This is a genomic window from Pseudomonas sp. RSB 5.4, from assembly GCF_037126175.1.
Classification (GTDB): Bacteria; Pseudomonadota; Gammaproteobacteria; order Pseudomonadales; family Pseudomonadaceae; genus Aquipseudomonas; species Aquipseudomonas fluorescens_H.
Map to the genome: position 1 here is coordinate 3,695,193 of NZ_CP146986.1, position 20,834 is coordinate 3,716,026.

The window sequence follows — 20,834 nt, forward strand, 5'->3', positions numbered from 1 at the left end:
CCGCTCAGCGCGGCGCGGCGGTGCGGATTTCGCCGTTGGCCAGACGCGCGGCACTGTTGCCCAGAGGGTCTTCGGCATTGAGGTCGGCACCCTTGGCCTTGAGTGCGTCGAGCAGTTCGACACGCTTGAACAACCCGGCGTACATCGCAGCGGTTTGTCCGGCGCCATTGCGCTGATCGGGGCTGCAATCAGTGGCCATCAACCGTCGGGCAATCTGCATCTCGCCCTTGAAAATCGCGCCCATCAGCGCCGTGTTGCCACGTTGATCCTGCGCGCAGGCATCTGCGCCCGCCGCCAGTAACTGATCAACTGCCGCGCCCTGGCCGTGATACGCCGCCAGAATCAAAGCGGTATACCCCTTGCTGTCGCGGGTATCGAGGGAATAGCCGGACTCGATAAAGGTTTCGAGCATCGGCACATCACCGCGCCGGGCGGCATCGAAATAATAATCCTGCAACTGGGCCTTGATCGCCTCGGGGTTCTGTTCGGCCAGCGCTGTAAATGACAGGCAACCGAGCAGCAATAACAGACAAAATCGCATCAGCCGTCTCCTTGAGCAGAACGGGGCCTGAGTCAGGCCCCGCGTGATATGGCGTCGAGATCAGTCGACCAGTTTCGCCGCCAGCGCCTTGACCCGGCTCAGGTCACCGTTGGCGACTTTGGTCACACCGCTGCCGTATTCCGGATCGGCCTTATAAAGGAAGGACAGGATGATGTGCTTGCTCTCGTCATCGGTGGTGGCCAGCGAGCCGCCGAAGCTGGCGATCAGGTCCTGACGCTCCTGCTGGCTGAACGAGCGATACAGATCACCGGCCTGCTTGAAGTTCTGCTCACGCTGAATCTTCGCCTGCTGGGTGCTGCCCGACAGCACCATTTGGCTGTAGCGCGCATTTTGTGGCTCATCACGCGGTTGCAGACGGCTCGGCTGATAATTCACCCCGGACTGCGTGGCAGCGAAGTTCATCGCACCGTCCTGATTGCCATTGTTGACGGCAACTTTGGGCGCGTTGATCGGCAACTGCAGGGCATTGGCACCCAGACGATACATCTGCGTATCGGCATAAGAGAACACCCGGCCTTGCAACAGACGATCTTCGGAAGGTTCGATACCCGGAACAACATTGGCCGGGGCCATCGCAACTTGTTCGGTTTCCTGGAACACATTGGCTGGGTTACGGTTCAACACCATTTGTCCAACTTTTCGCTCAGGAACATTCGGCCAGATCTTGGTAGCGTCCAATGGATCGAAATCAAACTTGGACAAATCTTGCGGATTTAGCACTTGGATGTACAAGTCCCACTTCGGGAAATCACCCTTGTTGATATGACTGACCAGATCATTAGTCATATGACTGTAATCTTTCCCCTGAACTTTTGTAACTTGCTCGGGCGTCAGATTTTTGATGCCTTGCAAACTTTTCCAGTGAAACTTCACGTAGTGCACTTCGCCCTTGGCATTGACCAACTTGTAGGCATGCACACCATTACCGTCCATTTCCCGATAACTGGCTGGAGTTCCCGAGTTGGAATACAACTCGGTCAGCGTGCGAGTGGCTTCCGGTACGTGGGAGAAGAAGTCGAAACGACGCGAGTCATCGTCCAGGTTGGTACGCGGATCGGGTTTGAACGCGTGAACCATGTCCGGAAACTTGATTGCGTCGCGGATGAAGAAGGTCGGAAAGTTGTTGCCCACCAGGTCCCAGTTGCCATCGGCGGTGTAGAACTTGGTGGCAAAACCCCGTGGATCGCGCAGGGTTTCCGGGGAATGGTTGCCATGCACCACCGCAGAGAAACGCACAAATACCGGAGTGACCTGGCCGGCAGCGAACACCTTGGCCTTGCTCAGGTCGCTGAGATCATTGGTCACCGTGAAGGTGCCATGGGCACCGGTACCGCGGGCATGCACCACGCGCTCGGGAATGCGCTCGCGGTCGAAACGCTGGAGCTTCTGGATCAGTTGCACATCCTGCAGCAGCACCGGGCCGGTGGCGCCGGCGGTCTGCGAGTTCTGATTGTCGCCAACCGCTGCGCCGTTATCTCGGGTCAGGGGTGCGGCGTTCACGGAAAAAGTCAGCAGGCTGGCGATCAGTACGCCGAGCGTACGGCGATGGGGAAAAGCCCCCAGTCCAAGAGTGGAATTCATATCAGGTTCCTCTGGTTTTTTTGGGCGCATCCAGGTGCGCCAACCAGAGGCTAGAGGGCTATGCCGGTGAACATAAATAGAAAGTTCGCAACTCGACGATTGAAAAAAATGGCTTCCTGATCAGCGGTTTACGGCGTATTTCGCGCGCGATTAGTGGCACTTTGCAAACTAATCGTGGATTCATGTGTCGATAAAAACGGGCATTGTAAGAAGGTGTTTCGCGCAGGACGCGTTTTGCTGATTTACACTGCGTACACCAACCTCATCTGTAACAAGGAAATAACCTATGGGCGTGCTAAGTGAGTTCAAGGCCTTCGCGGTCAAAGGCAATGTGGTCGACATGGCCGTCGGTATCATCATCGGTGCCGCCTTCGGCAAAATCGTTTCGTCGTTTGTCGGCGACGTGATCATGCCGCCAATCGGCCTGCTGATCGGTGGGGTGGACTTCAGTGATCTGGCCGTTACGCTAAAAGCCGCCGAGGGCAGCGCCCCGGCCGTGGTATTGGCCTACGGTAAATTCATCCAGAGCATTCTGGACTTCGTGATCGTCGCCTTCGCGATTTTCATGGGCGTCAAAGCCATCAACCGCCTGAAACGCGAAGAAGCGGTGGCCCCTTCCCTGCCACCGGTTCCGACCAAGGAAGAAGAATTGCTCGGCGAGATTCGCGATCTGCTCAAGGCCCAGAACAACCGGCCTTGACCGCTTCATGAATGAAAACGGCGCCTGATGGCGCCGTTTTTCTACCAGTAGTTTTCCACCGCTACCTGCCCCGGCCGCCGCGCCAGGCTCAGGCTCATGTGGCGTTTTTTCAGCAGTGCCCGAGTGTCATCGATCATCTGTGGATTGCCGCAGAGCATGACACGCGAGTGCTCAGGGGTCAGTTCAACACCGGCTGCCCGTTCCAGCTCGCCGTTTTCAATCAGGCTGGTAATCCGACCGTGCAAGGCGCCACGCATTTGTTCGCGGGTAACCGTGGGAATGAATCGCAGTTTATGGGCATGTTCTGCCAGGTAATCACGCTCGGCCAACCCCGCAATCAAAGGCTGATAGGCCAGCTCCCGTGTCTCACGCACGCTGTACACCAGGATGATCCGCTCGAACCGCTCCCAGACCTCGAAGTCCTGCAGGATCGACAGAAACGGCGCGACCCCGGTGCCTGTGGATAACAGCCACAGATCCCGACCATCGACAAACCGGTCCAGTGTCAGGTAGCCAAAGGCCTGGCGCTCCACCAGCAAGGTATCCCCCACCTGCAAGCGGCTCAGCTCGCTGGTGAACTCGCCCCCCGGCACCACGATGGAAAAGAACTCGAGAAACTCGTCGAATGGCGACGAGACCATCGAGTAGGCGCGCCACACGGTACTGCCGTCGGCCTTGGTCACGCCGAGGCGGGCGAATTGTCCGGCGCTGAATCGAAACCCGGCGTCGCGTGTGGTACGCAGGGTGAACAGGCTGGGGGTCAAGCGCTGCACGTCGAGCAACGTCTGGGCCGTGAACTTATCTGCGCTGGCGGTCATGGGGCACTCCATTCAACGAATGCCCCCAGTGTCGCGCAAAATCAACAGCTTAAACACCGACAGTTTGTGCTGTTGTACGCTCGGCTTTTCACAATTAAATTTATTTTCACTTGTGAATATTAACTAACTGGAACCGCTCAGCTTTTGAATTAAGGATGACATTTTATAAATAACCCCACTAATAACCCTTTATTTAATTTTCAAAGCAGCCAAGAGCGAAAAGATCAGAACACCACGTAAGAAACATCCTACACTCGGGTTCGTGCCGGATCCTTTGGATCCAAACCGCACTCCCAGGAAAAGCCTCACGGAGTTTGTAATGGAAATGTGGAAGGAGTCGCAACTGAAGCAACTGACTTTCGCAAAGGAGATAGAGACTGCCTATCCGATCCTTTTGAGATTCGCTGAGAATATCGGTTTTAATTTCTGCGCGATCTCGTTGACTTCGAATAATCGGAACGACAACTTAAACCCCTTGCAAATCAACAACTACCCTCAAGAGTGGAACGAACTCTATGAACTTGAACGCTACGGCAAGATTGATCCGGTAATATCACACTGCAATCACTGTATGTTGCCGGTGATGTGGAGCGAAGACCTGTACTCGCAAACACCAGAACTCTGGCAGGCGTTGCAAGAACATGGCTTGCGCCACGGCTGGTCACAGTCGTTCCATCATGAAGCATCCGGGCTCTGCACCACGCTGAGTCTCGCCAGAAAAAAGGGTCCTTTGAGCCCGCTCGAGCTGTACGAGCATTTCGGTTACATGTTCTACGTAACCGGCCATCTGAGCGAGTTGTTCGCCAGAACCTTGCCCAGGCACACCGACCCTCTCACCCGACCGAAGCTTTCACCCCGGGAACTGGAAGTGCTGAAGCTTTCGGCCGTCGGCAAGACCGCTTATGAAATTTCGCGGATCCTTTGCCTCAGCGAACGGACCGTGAACTATCACGTGCAGAACGTGATTTCGAAGTTGAATGTGTGCAACAAGATTTCCGCAGTCATTGCTGCCACGCGCATCGGCCTGCTGGACACGCCGTAAACGCTAAAACCTGCGAGTATTCGAGCGCAAAAAAAAGTACCATTTGCGACCTTCCTGAGTGATGACGGCAACTTTGGCGTCGTGGTCCACTCGGACGGTTCCGCAGCACGCTCACCTGGGCCGCGGGCCACCCGTTGATTACCCAGAGTCCCCGTCCCATGCCCTTGCTCGATACGCCCTTTGCCCAACTCGATCTGATCCGCCAGCCTGAACAGCAGAATGAACCGCTGCAAGCCTTCGATGCGGCCGACGAATACCTGCTCAATCATCTGGCCGCCGAGCAACCGGCAGCGGATACCCGGGTACTGGTGCTCAACGACAGCTTCGGCGCCCTCGCGGCCAGCCTGGCGGGCAAGGTTCAGGTCAGCAGCAGTGGTGACTCGTTCCTGGCTTTTCAGGGCCTTGAGAAAAACCTGGTGCGCAATGGCCTGGCCTTTGATGCCGTGCGCGGCACACCGGCCAGCGAGCCGTTGGTCGGCCCCTACGACCGGGTGCTGATTCGTGTGCCGAAAACCCTGGCGTTACTCGAAGAACAACTGATTCGCCTGCAAGGTCAACTGGCTCCGGGCGCGCAAGTGGTGGCTGCGGCGATGGTCAAGCATTTGCCGCGGGCGGCTGGCGACCTGCTGGAGCGCTACATCGGTCCGGTACAGGCGTCGCTGGCGGTGAAGAAGGCGCGCTTGCTGATCGCCACGCCCGAAGCGAAAGCCCCGACGGTCTCGCCCTACCCGTCGCGTTATCTGCTCGACGAACCGGCCATCGAGTTGCTCAACCACGCCAACGTGTTCTGCCGCGAAGGGCTGGACATCGGCACCCGCGCGTTCCTCCCGCACTTGCCGAAAAACCTTGGTTCGGCCCGGGTCGCCGACCTGGGCTGCGGCAACGGCGTATTGGCGATCGCCAGCGCCCTGCACAACCCTGACGCGCATTACACGCTGGTCGACGAATCGTTCATGGCGGTGCAATCGGCCGACGAGAACTGGCGGGCGGCACTGGGCGCACGAGAAGTGATCGTGCGGGCCGGCGATGGTCTGGCCGGACAAGCGCCGCAATCGCTGGACGTGGTGCTGTGCAATCCGCCGTTCCATCAACAGCAAGTGGTCGGCGACTTCCTCGCCTGGCGCATGTTCCAGCAAGCCTGCGAGGCGCTGGTGGTGGGCGGTGCGTTATACATCGTCGGCAACCGTCATCTGGGTTATCACAGCAAACTGGCGCGGCTGTTCCGTGGCGTCGAGCAAGTAGCGGCCACACCGAAATTCGTGATTCTCAAAGCCCGCAAGTAAAACCTCAGGCAAAAAAAACCCTCCGTGGTACGGAGGGTGGTAAACCGTGCCCAGAGGCAACGGGACGGGATGTTTCAGTGCGTGGTCAGGCCCGCCGCGCTCATGAACAGGCGCATCAGGCTGGCCGCAATGAACAGCGCGCCGACGCTACCGATCCAGATCAGGGCCAACCAGCCGAGCCGCTGCCACAGCGGCTTTTTTTTCGGCCTCTTCAATCTCGTGCAGGGAATGTTTGCCGTTCATTGCATCGTTCCTCCGTCAGGCGATGGCGTCACTGACGACACCATCGCGAGCAGGCTCGCTCCCACTGGGTGAGCGGAGCGCAGGCTAGTGGTAACCGTCTTCATGGGTGACCTTGCCGCGGAACACGTAGTAGCTCCAGAAGGTGTAACCCAGGATGAACGGGATGATGAACAGCGTACCGACCAGCATGAAGCCCTGGCTCTGCGGCGGTGCAGCGGCGTCCCAGATCGAGATCGACGGCGGCACGATGTTCGGCCACAGGCTGATGCCCAGACCGCTGTAACCGAGAAAAATCAGCACTAGGGTCAGCAGGAACGGCATGTAGTTGGCGTTGCGCGCCACCGCGCGGATCAGCCCGTACATCGTCACCAGCACCAGAATCGGCACCGGCATGAACCAGAACAGGTTTGGCTTGCTGAACCAGCGTGTCGCGATTTCCGGGTGAGCCAGCGGCGTCCACAGACTGACGATGCCGATCACCGCCAGCAGCACGAACGCCAGCGGCCGCGCGAGGTTGTGCATCTGTTCCTGCAACTTGCCTTCGGTCTTCATGATCAGCCAGGTGCAACCGAGCAAGGCATAGGCCACCACCAGCGCAGCGCCGCAGAACAGGGTGAATGGCGTCAGCCAGTCCAGTGAACCGCCGGCGTATTGCCGATTGACCACTGGCAAGCCGTCGATGAATGCCCCGAGTGCCACGCCCTGAAAGAACGTCGCCGCCACCGAACCGCCGATGAACGCCTTGTCCCACAGGTGGCGCTTGTCGTCCTTGGCCTTGAAGCGGAACTCGAACGCCACACCGCGAAAAATCAGGCCGATCAGCATGAAGATCAGCGGCAGGTACAGCGCCGACAGCACCACCGAGTAGGCCAGCGGGAACGCGCCAAACAACGCCGCGCCGCCCAGTACCAGCCAGGTTTCGTTGCCGTCCCACACCGGGGCCACGGTGTTCATCATCACGTCACGGTCGGTCTTGCCCGGGATGAACGGAAAGAGAATCCCGATCCCCAGGTCGAAACCGTCCATGACCACGTACATCATGATGCCGAAGATGATGATCACGGCCCAGATCAGCGGAAGATCAATACCCATGAGTCAAATCTCCTTTTCCAGGCTGCGCTGCGAGTCAGCGTCGGTGCCTTCGTCATCGGCGGCGGACAACGGCCGCGCCGGTGTGCGTTTCTGGCCAGGACCACCGTCGTTGGTTTCCTTGCCTTCATCGGTTTTCGGCCCTTTGCGCACCAGACGCATCATGTAGCCGAGCCCGGCACCGAACAGCGCGAAATACACCACGACGAACATGATCAGGGTGATGCTCATCTGCATGAAGCTGTGGTTGGAGGACGCATCCGCCGTGCGCATCAGCCCGTAGACCACCCACGGCTGACGCCCGATCTCGGTGGTGAACCAGCCGGCGAGGATCGCGATCAGGCCGGACGGTCCCATCCACAACGCCAGATACAGGAACGGGCGCGAGGTGTAGAGGGTGTCGCGCTTGCGCAGCCACAGGCTCCACAGACCGGTGAAGATCATCAGGAAGCCGAGACCGACCATGACCCGGAACGACCAGAACACGATGGTCGAGTTCGGCCGGTCTTCAGGCGGGAACTCCTTGAGCGCCGGTACTTGCTTGTCCAGCGAGTGGGTCAGGATCAGGCTGCCGAGATACGGAATCTCCACGGCGAATTTGGTTTTCTCTTCTTTCATGTCCGGCCAGCCGAACAGGATTAACGGCGTCGCTTCGTTGCCTTTGTTTTCCCAGTGGCCTTCGATCGCGGCGATTTTCGCCGGCTGATGCTCAAGGGTGTTGAGGCCGTGGAAGTCACCGATGACCGCCTGGATCGGCGCGACGATCAGCGCCATCCACATCGCCATCGACAGCATGGTGCGGATCGCCGGGTTGTCCTTGCCGCGCAGCAAGTGCCAGGCCGCCGACGAGCCGACGAAGAACGCCGTGGCCACGAACGCAGCGGTCGCCATGTGCATCAGGCGATACGGGAACGACGGGTTGAAGATGATCGCCAGCCAGTCGGTCGGGATCACCTGACCGTTGACGATCTCGAAGCCTTGCGGCGTCTGCATCCAGCTGTTGGAAGCGAGGATCCAGAACGTCGAGATCAGCGTACCGATGGCCACCATTACGGTGGCGAAGAAGTGCAGTTTTCGCCCGACCTTGTTCCAGCCGAACAGCATCACCCCGAGGAAACCGGCCTCGAGGAAAAATGCCGTGAGCACCTCGTAGGTCAGCAACGGTCCGGTGACGGAACCGGCGAAGTCCGAGAAACGGCTCCAGTTGGTACCAAACTGGTAGGCCATGACCAGACCGGAGACCACACCCATGCCGAAGTTGACGGCAAAGATTTTCGACCAGAAGTGGTAGAGGTCACGGTAGGTATCGTTATGGGTTTTCAACCACAAGCCTTCGAGCACCGCCAGGTAGCTCGCCAGACCAATGGTGATGGCCGGGAACAGGATGTGGAACGAGATGGTGAATGCGAACTGAATTCGGGCGAGATCGAGCGCCTCTAAACCGAACATACGTCTTCCTCTGTCAGGTAATACCGGCGATGGGGCTTGCGGCCCCTGCACCTACTGCCCCCACGAATATCGAGTGCGGCGAATTCTGATTCGTTCTTTTTTAATAACCATCGCAACGCAGGGAGTCTGGCCATCGGGCCACCAGACCATGGCCCGGGAGGGTCTTGATCTGGATCAAGCAATGTTGAAAGAGTAGTCCCATTTCCGACGAAGAACGGCGTGGTCGTTTGCCGCGTGACAAGTTGCCTCATTGCCTGAGCAACGTTCTGAAAGACATTCCCGGAGCGGCGAAATCCCTGTGGCGAGGGAGCTTGCTCCCGCTCGGCTGCGCAGCAGTCGTAAAACCTGCCACCTTGACCTATCCAGAGAAATGCTTGGGAGTGCTTCGCCCTCCAGCGGGAGCAAGCTCCCTCGCCACAAGAAACTGAGGGTTTTGGACGATAGATGTCTGGCTAACTAAATTTTTTGTCATAGCAACTTCCTGTTACAGACTGGTGATAACCTCGCGGTTCCCCCCCGAGCCAGACCTGCCTTCAGATGCCCAGCCAAGAGCCCCTGCTGTTACGTCACCATCGTCCATTTCTCGCGTTCTGGTTCGCCCGGATCTTCACCGCCAGCGGTTTTCAGATGCTCACGGTGGCGATCGGCTGGAATCTGTATCAACTGACCGGCAACGTGCTCGATCTGGGTCTGGTCGGGCTGGTCGAGTTCGCGCCACGGGTGTTGTTCATGCTGCACACCGGTCACGTCGCCGACCGCTATGACCGACGCCGAGTCGCGGCGATCTGTCAGTCGTTGCAGGCGTTGATTGCCCTGGCGCTGGCCATCGGCAGTGCCACCGATCACATCACCCGGGAAATGATCTTCATCCTCGCCTTCCTGCTCGGCGGCGCACGCTCCTTCGAGCTGCCGACCACCCAGGCACTGCTGCCGAGCATCGTGCCCAGTGCCCTGTTTCCACGGGCGGTCGCCGCAGCACAGTCGGCACAGCAGTCGGCCACCATCGTCGCCCCGGCGATGGGTGGCCTGCTCTACGCGTTTGGCAGTGTCTGGGTCTACGGCCCGACGGTGTTGCTCTACGTTATCGCCTGCACCTTGATGCTCAATCTGCCCGCGCGGCAGACGCCGCTGAACAAAGGCAAAGCCACGCTGGACTCGCTGCTGGCCGGGATTCGCTTCATCCGCAGCCGCCCGGACATTCTCGGGGCGATCTCGCTGGATCTGTTCGCCGTGCTGCTCGGTGGTGCCACCGCGTTGCTGCCGGTGTTCGCCAAGGACATCCTGCTCACCGGCCCATGGGGCCTGGGCCTGCTGCGTTCGGCGCCGGCGGTTGGCGCGCTGGGGATGTCGCTGTTCCTCGCCCGGTTTTCCGTCGAACGCAACGTTGGCCGGGTGATGTTCACCGCCGTCGGCGTATTCGGCGTCGCGACCATCGCCTTCGGTCTGTCGACTTCGTTCTGGTTCTCGCTGGCGGTGCTGGTGGTGCTCGGCGCAGCGGACATGATCAGCATGGTGATCCGCGCCTCCTTCGTGCAACTGGAAACCCCGGACGAAATGCGCGGCCGGGTCAGCGCGGTGAACGGCCTGTTCATCGGCGCCTCGAACCAGTTGGGCGAATTCGAATCCGGCCTCACCGCGCACTGGTTCGGCACCGTACCGGCCGTGGTGATGGGCGGGATCGGCACGCTGGTGGTCACCGGGACCTGGATCAAACTGTTCCCGACCCTGGCCAAACGCGACCGGATGCATGTGCCGGTGGAAGAGGCGAAGGTCTGAGGCACATCAGCGAAATCAACACGCCAAGCACAAATTGATTGAAAAGGTGCGGTACATAGTTACCGCACAGAGTGTAATGTATCGCCTTACACTCGCCGCCATGATCAAATCCTTTCAGCACAAAGGCCTTCGTGGCTTCTATGAAACAGGTTCGACCCGCGGAATTCGCGCCGATCACGCAAAACGTCTGGCACGTATGCTGCAGTTCATGGATCGCGCAGCACTTCCCGCAGATCTTGATCTGCCGGGTTGGCGCCTGCATCCACTGAAAGGTGAACTGTCCGAATATTGGTCGCTCAGTGTTTCAGGCAACTGGCGGGTTATCTTTCGTTTTGTCGGTTCGGACATCGAATTGGTCGATTATCTGGACTACCACTGACAGGAGGCAGGCTCATGCCCATGCACAACCCGCCACACCCCGGTGAAACACTGCTCGTGGATGTCTTGCCAGAGTTAGGCATCAGTGTGAGTGAATTGGCCAGACATCTGGGCTTCGCCCGCCCTCACCTTTCCCGCGTATTGCACGGCCATGCACCGATCAGCCCGGATCTGGCAGTACGGCTGGAGCGAGCAGGCATTGGCAAGGCGCGTGTGTGGCTAGGCGTTCAAACCGATTACGATCTGTGGCAAGCAGAGCATCGGGAGCAACCAGCCATTACGCCTATCGCTGCCCACGCCTGAAGCCATCACACCAACATCTCCCCCGCCACCTTCGCCCGCAACGCCTTGCCGCCAAGCTGCTCAACCAGCGTCAGGGCAAACGCCAGTGCGCCACCAGAGCCTTGGGCGGTGATGCAGTTGCCGTCGACCACCACCGGTTGATCAACAAACGTACAACCCGACAGTTGATGACTGGTAGCCGGCAGGCAGGTCATGCGCCGCTGACGCAGGACGCCGAAGGCTTGCAGGGCGATGGCCGGGGCTTCGCCTATGGCGGCGAACAGGCGTCCGGCGCTGGCCTGATCCTTGAGCAACTGTTGCAGTGGCTGATGCGCCGACAGATGTTGTGAACCGACAACACCACCGGGCAGGGCAATCAGGTCAAAAGTCTGTGCCAGCACATCGACCAGCATGCCATCCGCCGTCAGGCGCGTACCGCGCGCGCAGGTCAGCATGCGCCGGCCTTCGATGCTGGCCGCCACCACTTCGACACCGGCGCGGCGCAGCACATCGATCAGGGTCACGCTTTGCAGATCATCGATGCCCTCGGCGAGGGTAATCAGGGCTCTAAAGGTCATGGGCGCCATCCGCTGGGTGATCTTCCAAGCGTAGTCAGCTTTGCCCTGCCCCGTCCGGTGATAGCCGTTACTTGATGTAAAGCTGGGTCGACAGGGTGTTGCGCGGCGCGTTGAGCGAGGTGTTGCTGAAGCTGAAGGTGCCTTCCTGCTTGCCCGCCAGATCGAAGGTATACAGCGAGCCGACAGTTTTGCTGCCGGGCGTGCACTCGGTCAGATTGCCGTTATCGTAGGCACACACCGGGGCCCGGGTGCCGTTGACTTCAAAACCGTCCAGCGTGGCGTGCGGCTGGTTCTGGCCATAGCCGACTTCCAGCACATACACCTTGATGCTCGGGCCGCTGTGATTGCACTGGGTTTGCGGCTGGTTATCGCCGATGTCTTCGAGGCCGCAAGCCGGCGACTGAACCTTGATCACCTTCACTTCAGTCAACGGTGGCGCCGAGGCTGCCAGCGCCGCCGTCGACCCGACCATCAGCCCAGCCATTACCCCCAAAGCCTTTATCCAGCGCTTGCCCATGTGATCGTATTTCCCCAAAAATTCAGCGCGCAGTATGGCGCAGATAACCCTCCGGCAAAACTTCGACGACGTTCGGCACCAACAACCGCCATATTCCTCACGCTGCTGGTATGATGCGCGGCTTTTTCCGGCCCACCACAAATTCCCAGGCGCTTGCGACGGTCTGTGCTTTGCTGTTGAGGTCGATACATTCACGGCGCCGCGCGCGCCACGGGGAGCAGACATGCTGGAAAGGCTGTTTCAACTCAAGGCACACAACACCAACGTGCGTACCGAGATTCTGGCGGGCGTCACGACCTTCCTGGCCATGGCCTACATTCTGTTCGTCAACCCGAGCATCCTCGGCGAGACCGGCATGGACAAGGGCGCGGTGTTCGTCGCCACCTGCCTAGCAGCCGCCATCGGCTCGACCATCATGGGCCTGATCGCCAACTACCCGATCGCGCTTGCTCCGGGCATGGGCCTGAACGCCTTCTTCACTTACACCGTGGTCCTGCACATGGGCCACACCTGGCAAGTGGCGCTGGGCGCGGTGTTCATCTCGGCAGTGTGCTTCTTCCTGCTGTCGATCTTCCGCATCCGCGAATGGATCATCAACAGCATCCCGCTGCCGCTGCGCTCGGCGATTGCCGCCGGTATCGGCCTGTTCCTGGCACTGATCGCCCTGCACAACGCCGGCATCGTAGTCAGCAACCCGGCGACCATGGTCGGCCTCGGTGACCTGAAAGCCCCGGCGCCGATCCTCGCCACCCTCGGCTTCGCGCTGATCGTCGCCCTCGAAGCGCTGAAAGTGCGCGGCGCAGTACTGATCGGCATTCTGGCGGTGACCATCATTTCCATCGCCATGGGCTTCACTCCGTTTGGCGGCGTGACCTCGATGCCACCTTCGCTGGCCCCGACCTTCATGCAACTGGACATCAAGGGTGCACTGGACATCGGTCTGGTCAGCGTGATTTTCGCCTTCCTGTTCGTCGACCTGTTCGACAACTCCGGCACCCTGATCGGCGTCGCCAAGCGCGCCGGCCTGATGGGCAAGGACGGCCACATGCCGAAAATGGGTCGTGCACTGATCGCCGACAGCACCGCGGCGATGGCCGGCTCGCTGCTGGGTACTTCGACCACCACCAGCTACATCGAATCCGCGGCTGGCGTAAGCGCTGGCGGGCGTACCGGCCTGACGGCGGTCGTCGTGGCGATCCTGTTCCTGCTGGCGCTGTTCTTCTCGCCACTGGCGGCCAGCGTTCCAGCCTTCGCCACCGCACCGGCGCTGCTGTTCGTCGCCGTGCTGATGACTTCCGGTCTGGCGGAAATAGACTGGGAAGACATCACCGTGGCCGCACCGGTGGTGGTTACCGCGCTGGCGATGCCATTCACTTACTCGATCGCCAACGGTATCGCCTTCGGCTTCATCTCCTGGACCGTGATCAAGCTGCTGTCGGGCCGCGCCCGTGAGCTGAACCCGGCGCTGGTGATCCTGTCGATTCTGTTCGTGATCAAGTTGGGTTGGTTCAACGCATGACTTTCGATTCCCAGGCCTACGCCACTCAGCTCGAAGACAAGGTCACGCGTTTGCGTGACCTGCTGGCCCCGTTCGATGCGCCAGAGCCGACCGTGTTCGACTCGCCGCTGCAGAACTTCCGCCTGCGCGCGGAATTTCGCCTGTGGCGCGAGGGCGGTGAGCGGCACTACGCGATGTTTTCCCAGGACGACAAACGCACGCCGATCCTGATCGAAGAATTCCCGATTGCCAGCCTGCGCATCAACCAGTTGATGCCGCAGCTCAAGGCGGCATGGCAGGCCAGCTCGGCGCTGAGCCACAAGCTGTTCCAGGTGGAATTCCTGACCACCCTGGCCGGCGATGCGATGATCACCCTGTGTTATCACCGTCCGCTGGACGAGCACTGGCATGCGGCCGCGTCGAAGTTGGCGGCTGATCTCAACGTCAGCGTCATCGGCCGCTCCAAGGGCAAGCGCGAAGTGATCGGCCACGATTACGTGGTCGAGAAGCTTGAAGTCGGTGGTCGCACCTTCAGTTACCGTCAGCCGGAAGGCGCGTTCACTCAGCCCAACGGCACCGTGAACCAGAAGATGCTGAACTGGGCGTACGAAGCATTGGGCGATCGTCCCGACGATCTGCTGGAGCTGTACTGCGGCAACGGCAACTTCACCCTGCCGCTCGCCACCCGCGTGCGCAAAGTGCTGGCCACCGAGATCAGCAAGACCTCGGTCAACGCCGCACTGAGCAACCTCAGCGAAAACGCTGTGGATAACGTCACGCTGGTGCGTCTGTCCGCCGAAGAGCTGACCGAAGCGCTGAACGAAGTGCGTCCGTTCCGTCGCCTGCACGGCATCGACCTGAAGAGCTACGAGTTCGGCAGCGTGTTCGTCGACCCGCCGCGCGCCGGCATGGACCCGGACACCTGCGAGCTGACCCGGCGCTTCGACAACATCCTGTACATCTCCTGCAACCCGGAAACCCTGGCGGCCAACATCGCCCAACTGCACGACACCCACCGCATCACCCGTTGTGCAATGTTCGACCAGTTCCCGTGGACGCATCACATGGAGTCCGGGGTGTTGCTGACCCGGCGTTGATAGCGAATGCCAGATACGAAAAAGCCGTCGTGATTGACGGCTTTTTTGTGGGTGATGTTTTGTTTTGTGCGATTAACGAACACTAAGCGCCAAGCGCAACGTTGCTCAATTGACCATGGTAACCATCTGGTACATTTTACCTCCACAGGCTGAAATCCTCGGCCCAAGCCAAAAACAATAAGTGGAGTTTGCCCCCATGCCCCCTATCGTTCTGGTGCTCAACGGCCCGAACCTGAACCTGCTCGGCACCCGTGAACCGGCGACCTACGGCCACGAAACCCTGGCCGATATTTCTGCACTGTGCGGGCGCGCCGCTGAAGAATTCGGCCTGACCGTGGAATTTCGCCAGACCAATCACGAAGGCGAATTGCTCGACTGGATTCACGCGGCACGCGGGCGCTGCACCGGGATCGTGATCAACCCGGCGGCCTGGACGCACACTTCGGTGGCGATCCGCGACGCGCTGGTGGCCAGTGAGTTGCCGGTGATCGAAGTGCACCTGTCCAACGTGCATGCGCGTGAGCCGTTCCGCCACCATTCGTTCGTTTCGGCCATCGCCACGGCGGTGATGTGCGGCTTCGGCAGCCATGGCTATCGCCTGGCCCTGGAGCATTTCAGTCAACGGCTGAAAGGACGCGCAGCATGATCCGTAAGAACGTAATACTCGCCGGGCTGATTGGCGCGGGCATTCAGGCCTCGCGCACGCCAGCACTGCATGAACACGAGGGCGATGCCCAAGGCCTGCGCTACCTGTATCGACTGATCGACCTCGATCAGTTGCAACTCGACAGCAACGCGCTGCCCGACTTGCTGCTGGCCGCCGAGCGCATGCACTACACCGGCCTGAACATCACCTTCCCGTGCAAGCAGGCGATCATCCCGTTGCTCGATGAACTGTCGCCGGAAGCCCGGGGCATCGGCGCGGTCAACACGGTGGTGCTCAAGGATGGCAAGCGCATCGGCCACAACACCGATTGCCTGGGTTTTGCCGAAGGTTTTCGCCGAGGCCTGACAGACGCTGCGCGTGAGCGTGTCGTCCAGATGGGCGCCGGTGGTGCCGGGGCGGCGGTGGCCCACGCGCTGCTGAGCGAAGGCGTACAGCAACTGAGCATTTTCGACGTCGACCGCGAACGTGCCGAGAGTCTGGCGAACAACCTCAACCAGCATTTCGGCTCAGGCCGCGCGGTGGCCGGGCGAGATCTGCCGGGCACGCTGAATCAGGCCGATGGTCTGGTGAATACCACGCCGATGGGCATGGCCAAACTGCCGGGCATGCCGGTGCCGGTGGAGCTGCTGCGCAAGGAATTATGGGTCGCGGAGATTGTTTACTTCCCGCTGGAAACCGAACTGCTGCGCAACGCCCGCGCCCTCGGTTGCCGCACGCTGGACGGCGGCAACATGGCGGTGTTTCAAGCGGTGAAGGCGTTTGAATTGTTCAGCGGCGTGGTGCCGGATGCGCAGCGGATGCTTGCGCATTTCCAAAGCATGAATAGCTGAAGATCAACATCGATCCTGTGGGAGCGGGCTTGCTCGCGAAAGCTGTGTGTCAGGCGCCAGATGTATAGGCTGACACACCGCCATCGCGAGCAGGCTCACTCCTACAGGGGGAATGCGTCAGGCTTGCAAGTAGCGCAACACCGACTCGCAGATCATCTCGCGATGACGCTGCTTGATGCTTTCGTCCGGCAGGTCGATCTGAAAAATCTCACCGAACGTATGGCGGTTCGAGACGCGGTAGAAGCAGAACGAGCTGATCAGCAAGTGCACATCCAGCGCGTCCAGCCCGGTGCGGAACACACCCTCCTCGGCACCGCGACGCAAAATCTCGCCCAGTGAATCGAGGATCGTATTGTTCATTGCCTTGATCGTGTCCGAACGCTTCACGAACTCGGCGTTATGGATGTTTTCGATACAGACGATGCGCACGAAATCGACATTGCGGTCGTGGTGATCGAAGGTGAACTCCACCAGTCGGCGGATCGCCACCACCGGCGGCAGCTCGGCCAGGTGCAGGCGGTTTTCGGTGCTGCGGATGTCGCCGTAAAGCTTCTCCAGCACCTCGACGTACAACTGCTCCTTACTGCCGAAGTAGTAATAGATCATGCGTTTGGAGGTGTGGATACGCTCGGCGATCGCGTCGACGCGGGCGCCGGACAAACCCTGCTGGACGAACTCGACGATCGCCTCCTGCAGGATGTTCTCGCGGGTCTTTTCCGGGTTGTTCTTGCGACTCTTGCGCGGCTCGATGCCAGATACGACGGGGGCTGCGGGGAGTTCTGAAGTCATTGTCATTGCGGGCTCACGGCCATCACTGCACAGGCTGGCGATTATGGGCCGCACAACTGCGCTAAGGAAGCTGCGCGACCCGTGTTTAATCCCGCGTTTACGAATTTCCTACAACTTCGCCTGGCGCACCGCGCCGCTGCGTGATTTGGCCATCGCCGCCAGACGCACCGCGACGTTTGCCGCACCATAACCGGCATAACCGTTTTTACGCTGGATGATCTCGAAAAAGAAGCGCCCCTCGAACGGCTCGGTGTACACGTGAAACAACTCGCCACCCTGCGCGTCACGGTCGTAGAGCACGTTGTAATACGCCAGTTCGCTGAGGAATTCGTCGTCAAAATCGAAGCGTGCGGCGAGGTCGTCGTAATAGTTGAGCGGAATATCCAGCAACGGCACACCGGCTTCTTTGGCGCGGCTGACTTCGGCGAAGATGTCATCACAATCGAAGGCGATGTGATGCACACCGGAACCGCGATAACTCGACAGCGCGTGGGAGATCGCGGTGTTACGGTTCTCCGAGATGTTCAGCGGCAGGCGGATCGAACTGTCACGGCTTCTCAGCGCCCGGCTCTTCACCAGCCCATACGGATCGGGCAGCACCACTTCATCGTCAGCCTCGAAATCCAGCAGGCTCTTGTAGAACAGCACCCAACTGTCGAGGCTGTCGGCCGGCAACGCCATGGCCATGTGATCGATGCGCTTGAGGCCGCCACGGGCCTGAGCGTTCGGCAGCAGATTGAAGTCGGTGCCATAGACATCCGCCGCTTCATCCACCAGATAAATCAGGCTGCCGTCCGGCGCACGCACCGCGGCCAGTTCCAGCTCGTTCGGGCCGACCAAGCCGCGATAGGGCTGGCCCTTGTAGGCGACCGCACGAGCGAGTGCGCTGGCGCTGTCCTTGACCCGCACGGCAGTGGCGCACAGCGACGGGCCATGGGCCTCGAAGAAACTGTGGCCAAACGAATACGGTTCGGCGTTGAGGATCAGGTTGATATCGCCCTGACGCAGCAGGCTCACGCTCTTGGAGCGGTGCTGCCCGGCCTTGACGAAGCCCAGCCGCTCCAGCCAGTTGCTCAGTTTGGCGCCGAGGCTTTCGTCGACGGCGAACTCAAGAAACTCGATGCCGTTGTACTCGCTGGCCTGTGGCGTTTCGAAGAGGATTTCGCGGTTGGCCACCGGCGTTGCTTGCTGTTCCAGGCGCTGACGGGTTTTCTCTTCCAGATACAGCAGCGAACGCAGACCATCGGCGGCATTCGCCCGCGGCGGTGCGGCGCGGAAACCATCGTTGAAGATCTCCAGCGACAACGGCCCGGTGTAGCCGCTCTGGATGATCGGCGCGAGGAACCCCGGCAGATCGAATTCGCCCTGCCCCGGGAAGCAACGGAAATGCCGGCTCCATTCCAGAACATCCATGGCGAGGATCGGCGCGTCGGCCATTTGCACAAAGAAGATCTTGTCGCCGGGAATGTCGGCGATCGCGCCTGGATCACCTTTCAGCGACAAAGTGTGAAAGCTGTCGAGCAGCACGCCGAGGGCCGGGTGATCGGCCTGGCGAACGATGTCCCAGACCTGTTGATAAGTATTGACGTGCCGGCCCCAGGCCAGCGCTTCATAGCCGATGCGCAACCCGCGAGCGCCGGCCCGTTCGGCCAGCAGGCGCAGGTCATCGACGAGAATCCGTTGATCGCCGATGCTGTCCGCCGAGGCGTTGCTGCAGACCAACACCAGATCGGTGCCCAGTTCCTGCATCAGGTCGAATTTGCGCTCGGCCCGCTCCAGATTGCGCGCCAGTCGATCACGGCGGCAGCCTTCAAAATCGCGGAACGGCTGGAACAGCGTGATGGCGATCCCCAGGTCAGCGCACATCTGCCTGATTTCCCGCGGGCTGCCGTCGTAATACAGAAGATCGTTCTCGAAAATCTCGACGCCGTCAAACCCGGCGGCGGCAATGGCTTCGAGCTTTTCCGGCAGGGTGCCGCTCAGGGAAACGGTGGCAATGGAACGCTGCATGTTTCTACTCCCGGACTGCGCTGCAGTTTTTTACAGGGGATCGTTTTTTATCGTGAGGAAATTATTGGCTGCATCGTCTTCAGCAGCAATTTAAAGTGTACCAGCCGGTTAGTTTTGCGTGCGATTATCGAACACTATGGCGTTTCGACGAATTGACGATTTTTCGTCCACTGCCCACCATCGACTTCACATTGAGTCCGGAAATGAACCTTCGGTCGCAGTGCGTGCAAACAACACCACATAACAAATTCAAAAACGGGTGGAACAATGATTCCTTCACAGACTTCCCGCATGGCCCCGGCCATGAGCACTGCCACGGGTGGCATCGGCGACAAGATCCGCGGCGCCATGGCTGTCGGCAAGACCCGTTGGGGCATGCTGGCGCTGGTGTTTTTCGCCACGACCCTGAACTACATCGACCGCGCCGCACTCGGCGTCATGCAGCCCATCCTCGCCAAGGAAATGAGCTGGACGGCGATGGATTACGCCAACATCAACTTCTGGTTTCAGGTCGGCTACGCGATTGGTTTCGTCCTGCAGGGACGCCTGATCGACCGGGTCGGCGTGAAACGCGTGTTCTTCTGCGCAGTGCTACTCTGGAGCCTGGCCACCGGCGCCCACGGTCTGGCGACGTCGGCCGTCGGCTTCATGGTCTGCCGGTTCATCCTCGGTCTCACCGAAGCGGCCAACTACCCGGCCTGCGTGAAAACCACACGCCTGTGGTTCCCGGCCGGTGAACGCGCAGTGGCTACCGGCATCTTCAACGCCGGGACCAACGTCGGCGCCATGTTCACGCCGATGCTGCTGCCGCTGATTCTCCACGTGTGGGGCTGGCAGGCGGCGTTCCTGTGCATGTCGGCACTCGGCGGGATCTGGCTGCTGTTCTGGGGCCTGAAATACTTCAACCCGGAAGACCATCCACGGGTGAAAAAATCCGAACTCGACTACATCCAGCAGGAAGTCGAACCGGAACAGGCCCGCGTACCGTTTTCACGCATCCTGCGCATGCGTGGCACCTGGGCGTTCGCCCTCGCCTATTCGCTGACGGCGCCGGTGTTCTGGTTCTACCTGTATTGGCTGCCGCCGTTTCTCAATCAGCAATACAACCTGGGCATCAACGTGACCCAGATGGGCATTCCGCTGATCATCATCTACGTGACGGCCGACTTCGGCAGCGTCGGCGGCGGCATTCTGTCTTCGTTCCTGATCGGTCGCGGGATGAACTCGATCAAGGCGCGGCTGCTGTCGATGTTCCTGTTCGCCTGCTGCATCATCGGCGTGGTCATGGCCGCCGGTTCGAGCAATCTGTGGGTCGCCGTCGCGGCAATCTCCCTGGCCATCGGCGCGCATCAGGCCTGGACCGCGAACATCTGGAGCCTGGTGATGGACTACACGCCCAAGCACATGATGAGCACGGTGTTCGGTTTCGGCGGTATGTGCGCAGCGATCGGCGGGATGTTCATGACCCAGATCGTCGGCCACATCCTGACCGTCACCAACAACAACTACACGGTGCTGTTCACCCTGATCCCGGCGATGTACTTCCTGGCGCTGACCTGGATGTACTTCATGGCGCCGCGCAAGATTCCAGACGTCACCGAGTAACCCGGCCTGCACCACCCTCCCCCTGTAGGAGCTGCGGCAC

Annotated in this window: 20 protein-coding genes and 1 pseudogene; 11 read left to right on the forward strand and 10 right to left on the reverse strand. The window is 60.0% G+C overall.

Annotation, left to right across the window (positions count from 1 at the left end):
- Window positions 1–4: 4 nt before the first annotated feature.
- A complete protein-coding gene (locus V9L13_RS16665) occupies window positions 5–541 on the reverse strand; it encodes an ankyrin repeat domain-containing protein (protein WP_003228409.1) in 537 nt (178 codons plus the stop codon).
- Window positions 542–601: 60 nt separating this feature from the next.
- Window positions 602–2,143, reverse strand: coding sequence for a catalase KatB (gene katB, locus V9L13_RS16670; RefSeq protein ID WP_338800049.1), 1,542 nt, complete (start codon window positions 2,141–2,143; stop codon window positions 602–604).
- Between the two features lie 286 nt (window positions 2,144–2,429).
- Between katB and mscL the strand changes: the two genes are divergently transcribed.
- Window positions 2,430–2,843 carry a large-conductance mechanosensitive channel protein MscL gene (gene mscL, locus V9L13_RS16675; protein ID WP_003228412.1) on the forward strand — a complete coding sequence of 138 codons (414 nt, stop codon included), beginning with the start codon at window positions 2,430–2,432 and terminating at the stop codon, window positions 2,841–2,843.
- Between the two features lie 41 nt (window positions 2,844–2,884).
- Here mscL and V9L13_RS16680 read toward each other — a convergent pair whose 3' ends face one another.
- Window positions 2,885–3,661 (reverse strand): ferredoxin--NADP reductase, encoded by a 777-nt coding sequence (locus V9L13_RS16680; RefSeq protein WP_338800050.1) that lies wholly within the window; start codon window positions 3,659–3,661, stop codon window positions 2,885–2,887.
- 319 nt (window positions 3,662–3,980) lie between these two features.
- Between V9L13_RS16680 and V9L13_RS16685 the strand changes: the two genes are divergently transcribed.
- Window positions 3,981–4,703: an autoinducer binding domain-containing protein gene (locus V9L13_RS16685; RefSeq protein ID WP_338800051.1), complete on the forward strand. Its 723-nt coding sequence runs from the start codon at window positions 3,981–3,983 to the stop codon at window positions 4,701–4,703.
- Window positions 4,704–4,861: 158 nt separating this feature from the next.
- Window positions 4,862–5,986 carry a class I SAM-dependent methyltransferase gene (locus tag V9L13_RS16690; protein ID WP_338800052.1) on the forward strand — a complete coding sequence of 375 codons (1,125 nt, stop codon included), beginning with the start codon at window positions 4,862–4,864 and terminating at the stop codon, window positions 5,984–5,986.
- A gap of 74 nt (window positions 5,987–6,060) precedes the next feature.
- Here V9L13_RS16690 and V9L13_RS16695 read toward each other — a convergent pair.
- The 3 genes and pseudogenes from V9L13_RS16695 to V9L13_RS16705 all read right to left on the reverse strand — a co-directional run bounded on the left by V9L13_RS16695 (window position 6,061) and on the right by V9L13_RS16705 (window position 8,767).
- Window positions 6,061–6,229: pseudogene (locus tag V9L13_RS16695) on the reverse strand (DUF2474 domain-containing protein).
- Between the two features lie 84 nt (window positions 6,230–6,313).
- Window positions 6,314–7,321 carry a cytochrome d ubiquinol oxidase subunit II gene (gene cydB / locus V9L13_RS16700; protein ID WP_003228420.1) on the reverse strand — a complete coding sequence of 336 codons (1,008 nt, stop codon included), beginning with the start codon at window positions 7,319–7,321 and terminating at the stop codon, window positions 6,314–6,316.
- A gap of 3 nt (window positions 7,322–7,324) precedes the next feature.
- Window positions 7,325–8,767 (reverse strand): cytochrome ubiquinol oxidase subunit I, encoded by a 1,443-nt coding sequence (locus tag V9L13_RS16705; protein WP_003228422.1) that lies wholly within the window; start codon window positions 8,765–8,767, stop codon window positions 7,325–7,327.
- Between the two features lie 537 nt (window positions 8,768–9,304).
- On the opposite strand from V9L13_RS16705, the gene V9L13_RS16710 reads away from it, so the two are divergent.
- The 3 genes from V9L13_RS16710 (at window position 9,305) to V9L13_RS16720 (ending at window position 11,224) form a co-directional block, all read left to right on the forward strand.
- Window positions 9,305–10,543: an MFS transporter gene (locus V9L13_RS16710; RefSeq protein WP_338800053.1), complete on the forward strand. Its 1,239-nt coding sequence runs from the start codon at window positions 9,305–9,307 to the stop codon at window positions 10,541–10,543.
- A 100-nt stretch (window positions 10,544–10,643) separates the two neighbouring features.
- The gene (locus V9L13_RS16715; protein WP_027612847.1) at window positions 10,644–10,922 is read left to right on the forward strand and encodes a type II toxin-antitoxin system RelE/ParE family toxin; all 279 of its coding nucleotides are present in this window, start codon (window positions 10,644–10,646) and stop codon (window positions 10,920–10,922) included.
- Between the two features lie 14 nt (window positions 10,923–10,936).
- A complete protein-coding gene (locus tag V9L13_RS16720; RefSeq protein WP_003228428.1) occupies window positions 10,937–11,224 on the forward strand; it encodes a HigA family addiction module antitoxin in 288 nt (95 codons plus the stop codon).
- Between the two features lie 5 nt (window positions 11,225–11,229).
- Here the strand turns inward: V9L13_RS16720 and V9L13_RS16725 are convergent, their stop codons facing one another.
- Together V9L13_RS16725 and V9L13_RS16730 are read right to left on the reverse strand one after the other, a co-directional pair.
- The gene (locus V9L13_RS16725; RefSeq protein WP_338800054.1) at window positions 11,230–11,781 is read right to left on the reverse strand and encodes a DJ-1 family glyoxalase III; all 552 of its coding nucleotides are present in this window, start codon (window positions 11,779–11,781) and stop codon (window positions 11,230–11,232) included.
- 67 nt (window positions 11,782–11,848) lie between these two features.
- Window positions 11,849–12,298, reverse strand: coding sequence for a DUF4879 domain-containing protein (locus V9L13_RS16730; protein ID WP_003228432.1), 450 nt, complete (start codon window positions 12,296–12,298; stop codon window positions 11,849–11,851).
- A gap of 223 nt (window positions 12,299–12,521) precedes the next feature.
- Here V9L13_RS16730 and V9L13_RS16735 point away from each other — a divergent pair, with 223 nt between their 5' ends.
- The 4 genes from V9L13_RS16735 (at window position 12,522) to V9L13_RS16750 (ending at window position 16,390) form a co-directional block, all read left to right on the forward strand.
- Window positions 12,522–13,817 (forward strand): NCS2 family permease, encoded by a 1,296-nt coding sequence (locus V9L13_RS16735; protein WP_003228434.1) that lies wholly within the window; start codon window positions 12,522–12,524, stop codon window positions 13,815–13,817.
- A complete protein-coding gene (trmA, locus tag V9L13_RS16740; protein ID WP_338800055.1) occupies window positions 13,814–14,893 on the forward strand; it encodes a tRNA (uridine(54)-C5)-methyltransferase TrmA in 1,080 nt (359 codons plus the stop codon). Before V9L13_RS16735 ends, trmA begins: the two co-directional genes overlap by 4 nt.
- Before the next feature lie 196 nt (window positions 14,894–15,089).
- Window positions 15,090–15,539, forward strand: coding sequence for a type II 3-dehydroquinate dehydratase (gene aroQ / locus V9L13_RS16745; RefSeq protein ID WP_338800056.1), 450 nt, complete (start codon window positions 15,090–15,092; stop codon window positions 15,537–15,539).
- Window positions 15,536–16,390, forward strand: a complete 855-nt coding sequence (locus tag V9L13_RS16750) for a shikimate dehydrogenase (protein ID WP_338800057.1) — start codon at window positions 15,536–15,538, stop codon at window positions 16,388–16,390. The genes aroQ and V9L13_RS16750 overlap by 4 nt, the downstream gene beginning before the upstream one ends.
- 117 nt (window positions 16,391–16,507) lie before the next feature.
- On the opposite strand, the gene V9L13_RS16755 is transcribed toward V9L13_RS16750, so the two are convergent.
- Window positions 16,508–17,185, reverse strand: a complete 678-nt coding sequence (locus V9L13_RS16755; protein ID WP_045122645.1) for a TetR family transcriptional regulator — start codon at window positions 17,183–17,185, stop codon at window positions 16,508–16,510.
- A 102-nt stretch (window positions 17,186–17,287) separates the two neighbouring features.
- The gene (gene quiC / locus V9L13_RS16760; protein ID WP_338800058.1) at window positions 17,288–19,189 is read right to left on the reverse strand and encodes a 3-dehydroshikimate dehydratase QuiC; all 1,902 of its coding nucleotides are present in this window, start codon (window positions 19,187–19,189) and stop codon (window positions 17,288–17,290) included.
- Between the two features lie 267 nt (window positions 19,190–19,456).
- Between quiC and V9L13_RS16765 the strand changes: the two genes are divergently transcribed.
- Window positions 19,457–20,794: an MFS transporter gene (locus V9L13_RS16765; protein ID WP_204895969.1), complete on the forward strand. Its 1,338-nt coding sequence runs from the start codon at window positions 19,457–19,459 to the stop codon at window positions 20,792–20,794.
- The last annotated feature ends 40 nt before the right edge of the window (window positions 20,795–20,834 follow it).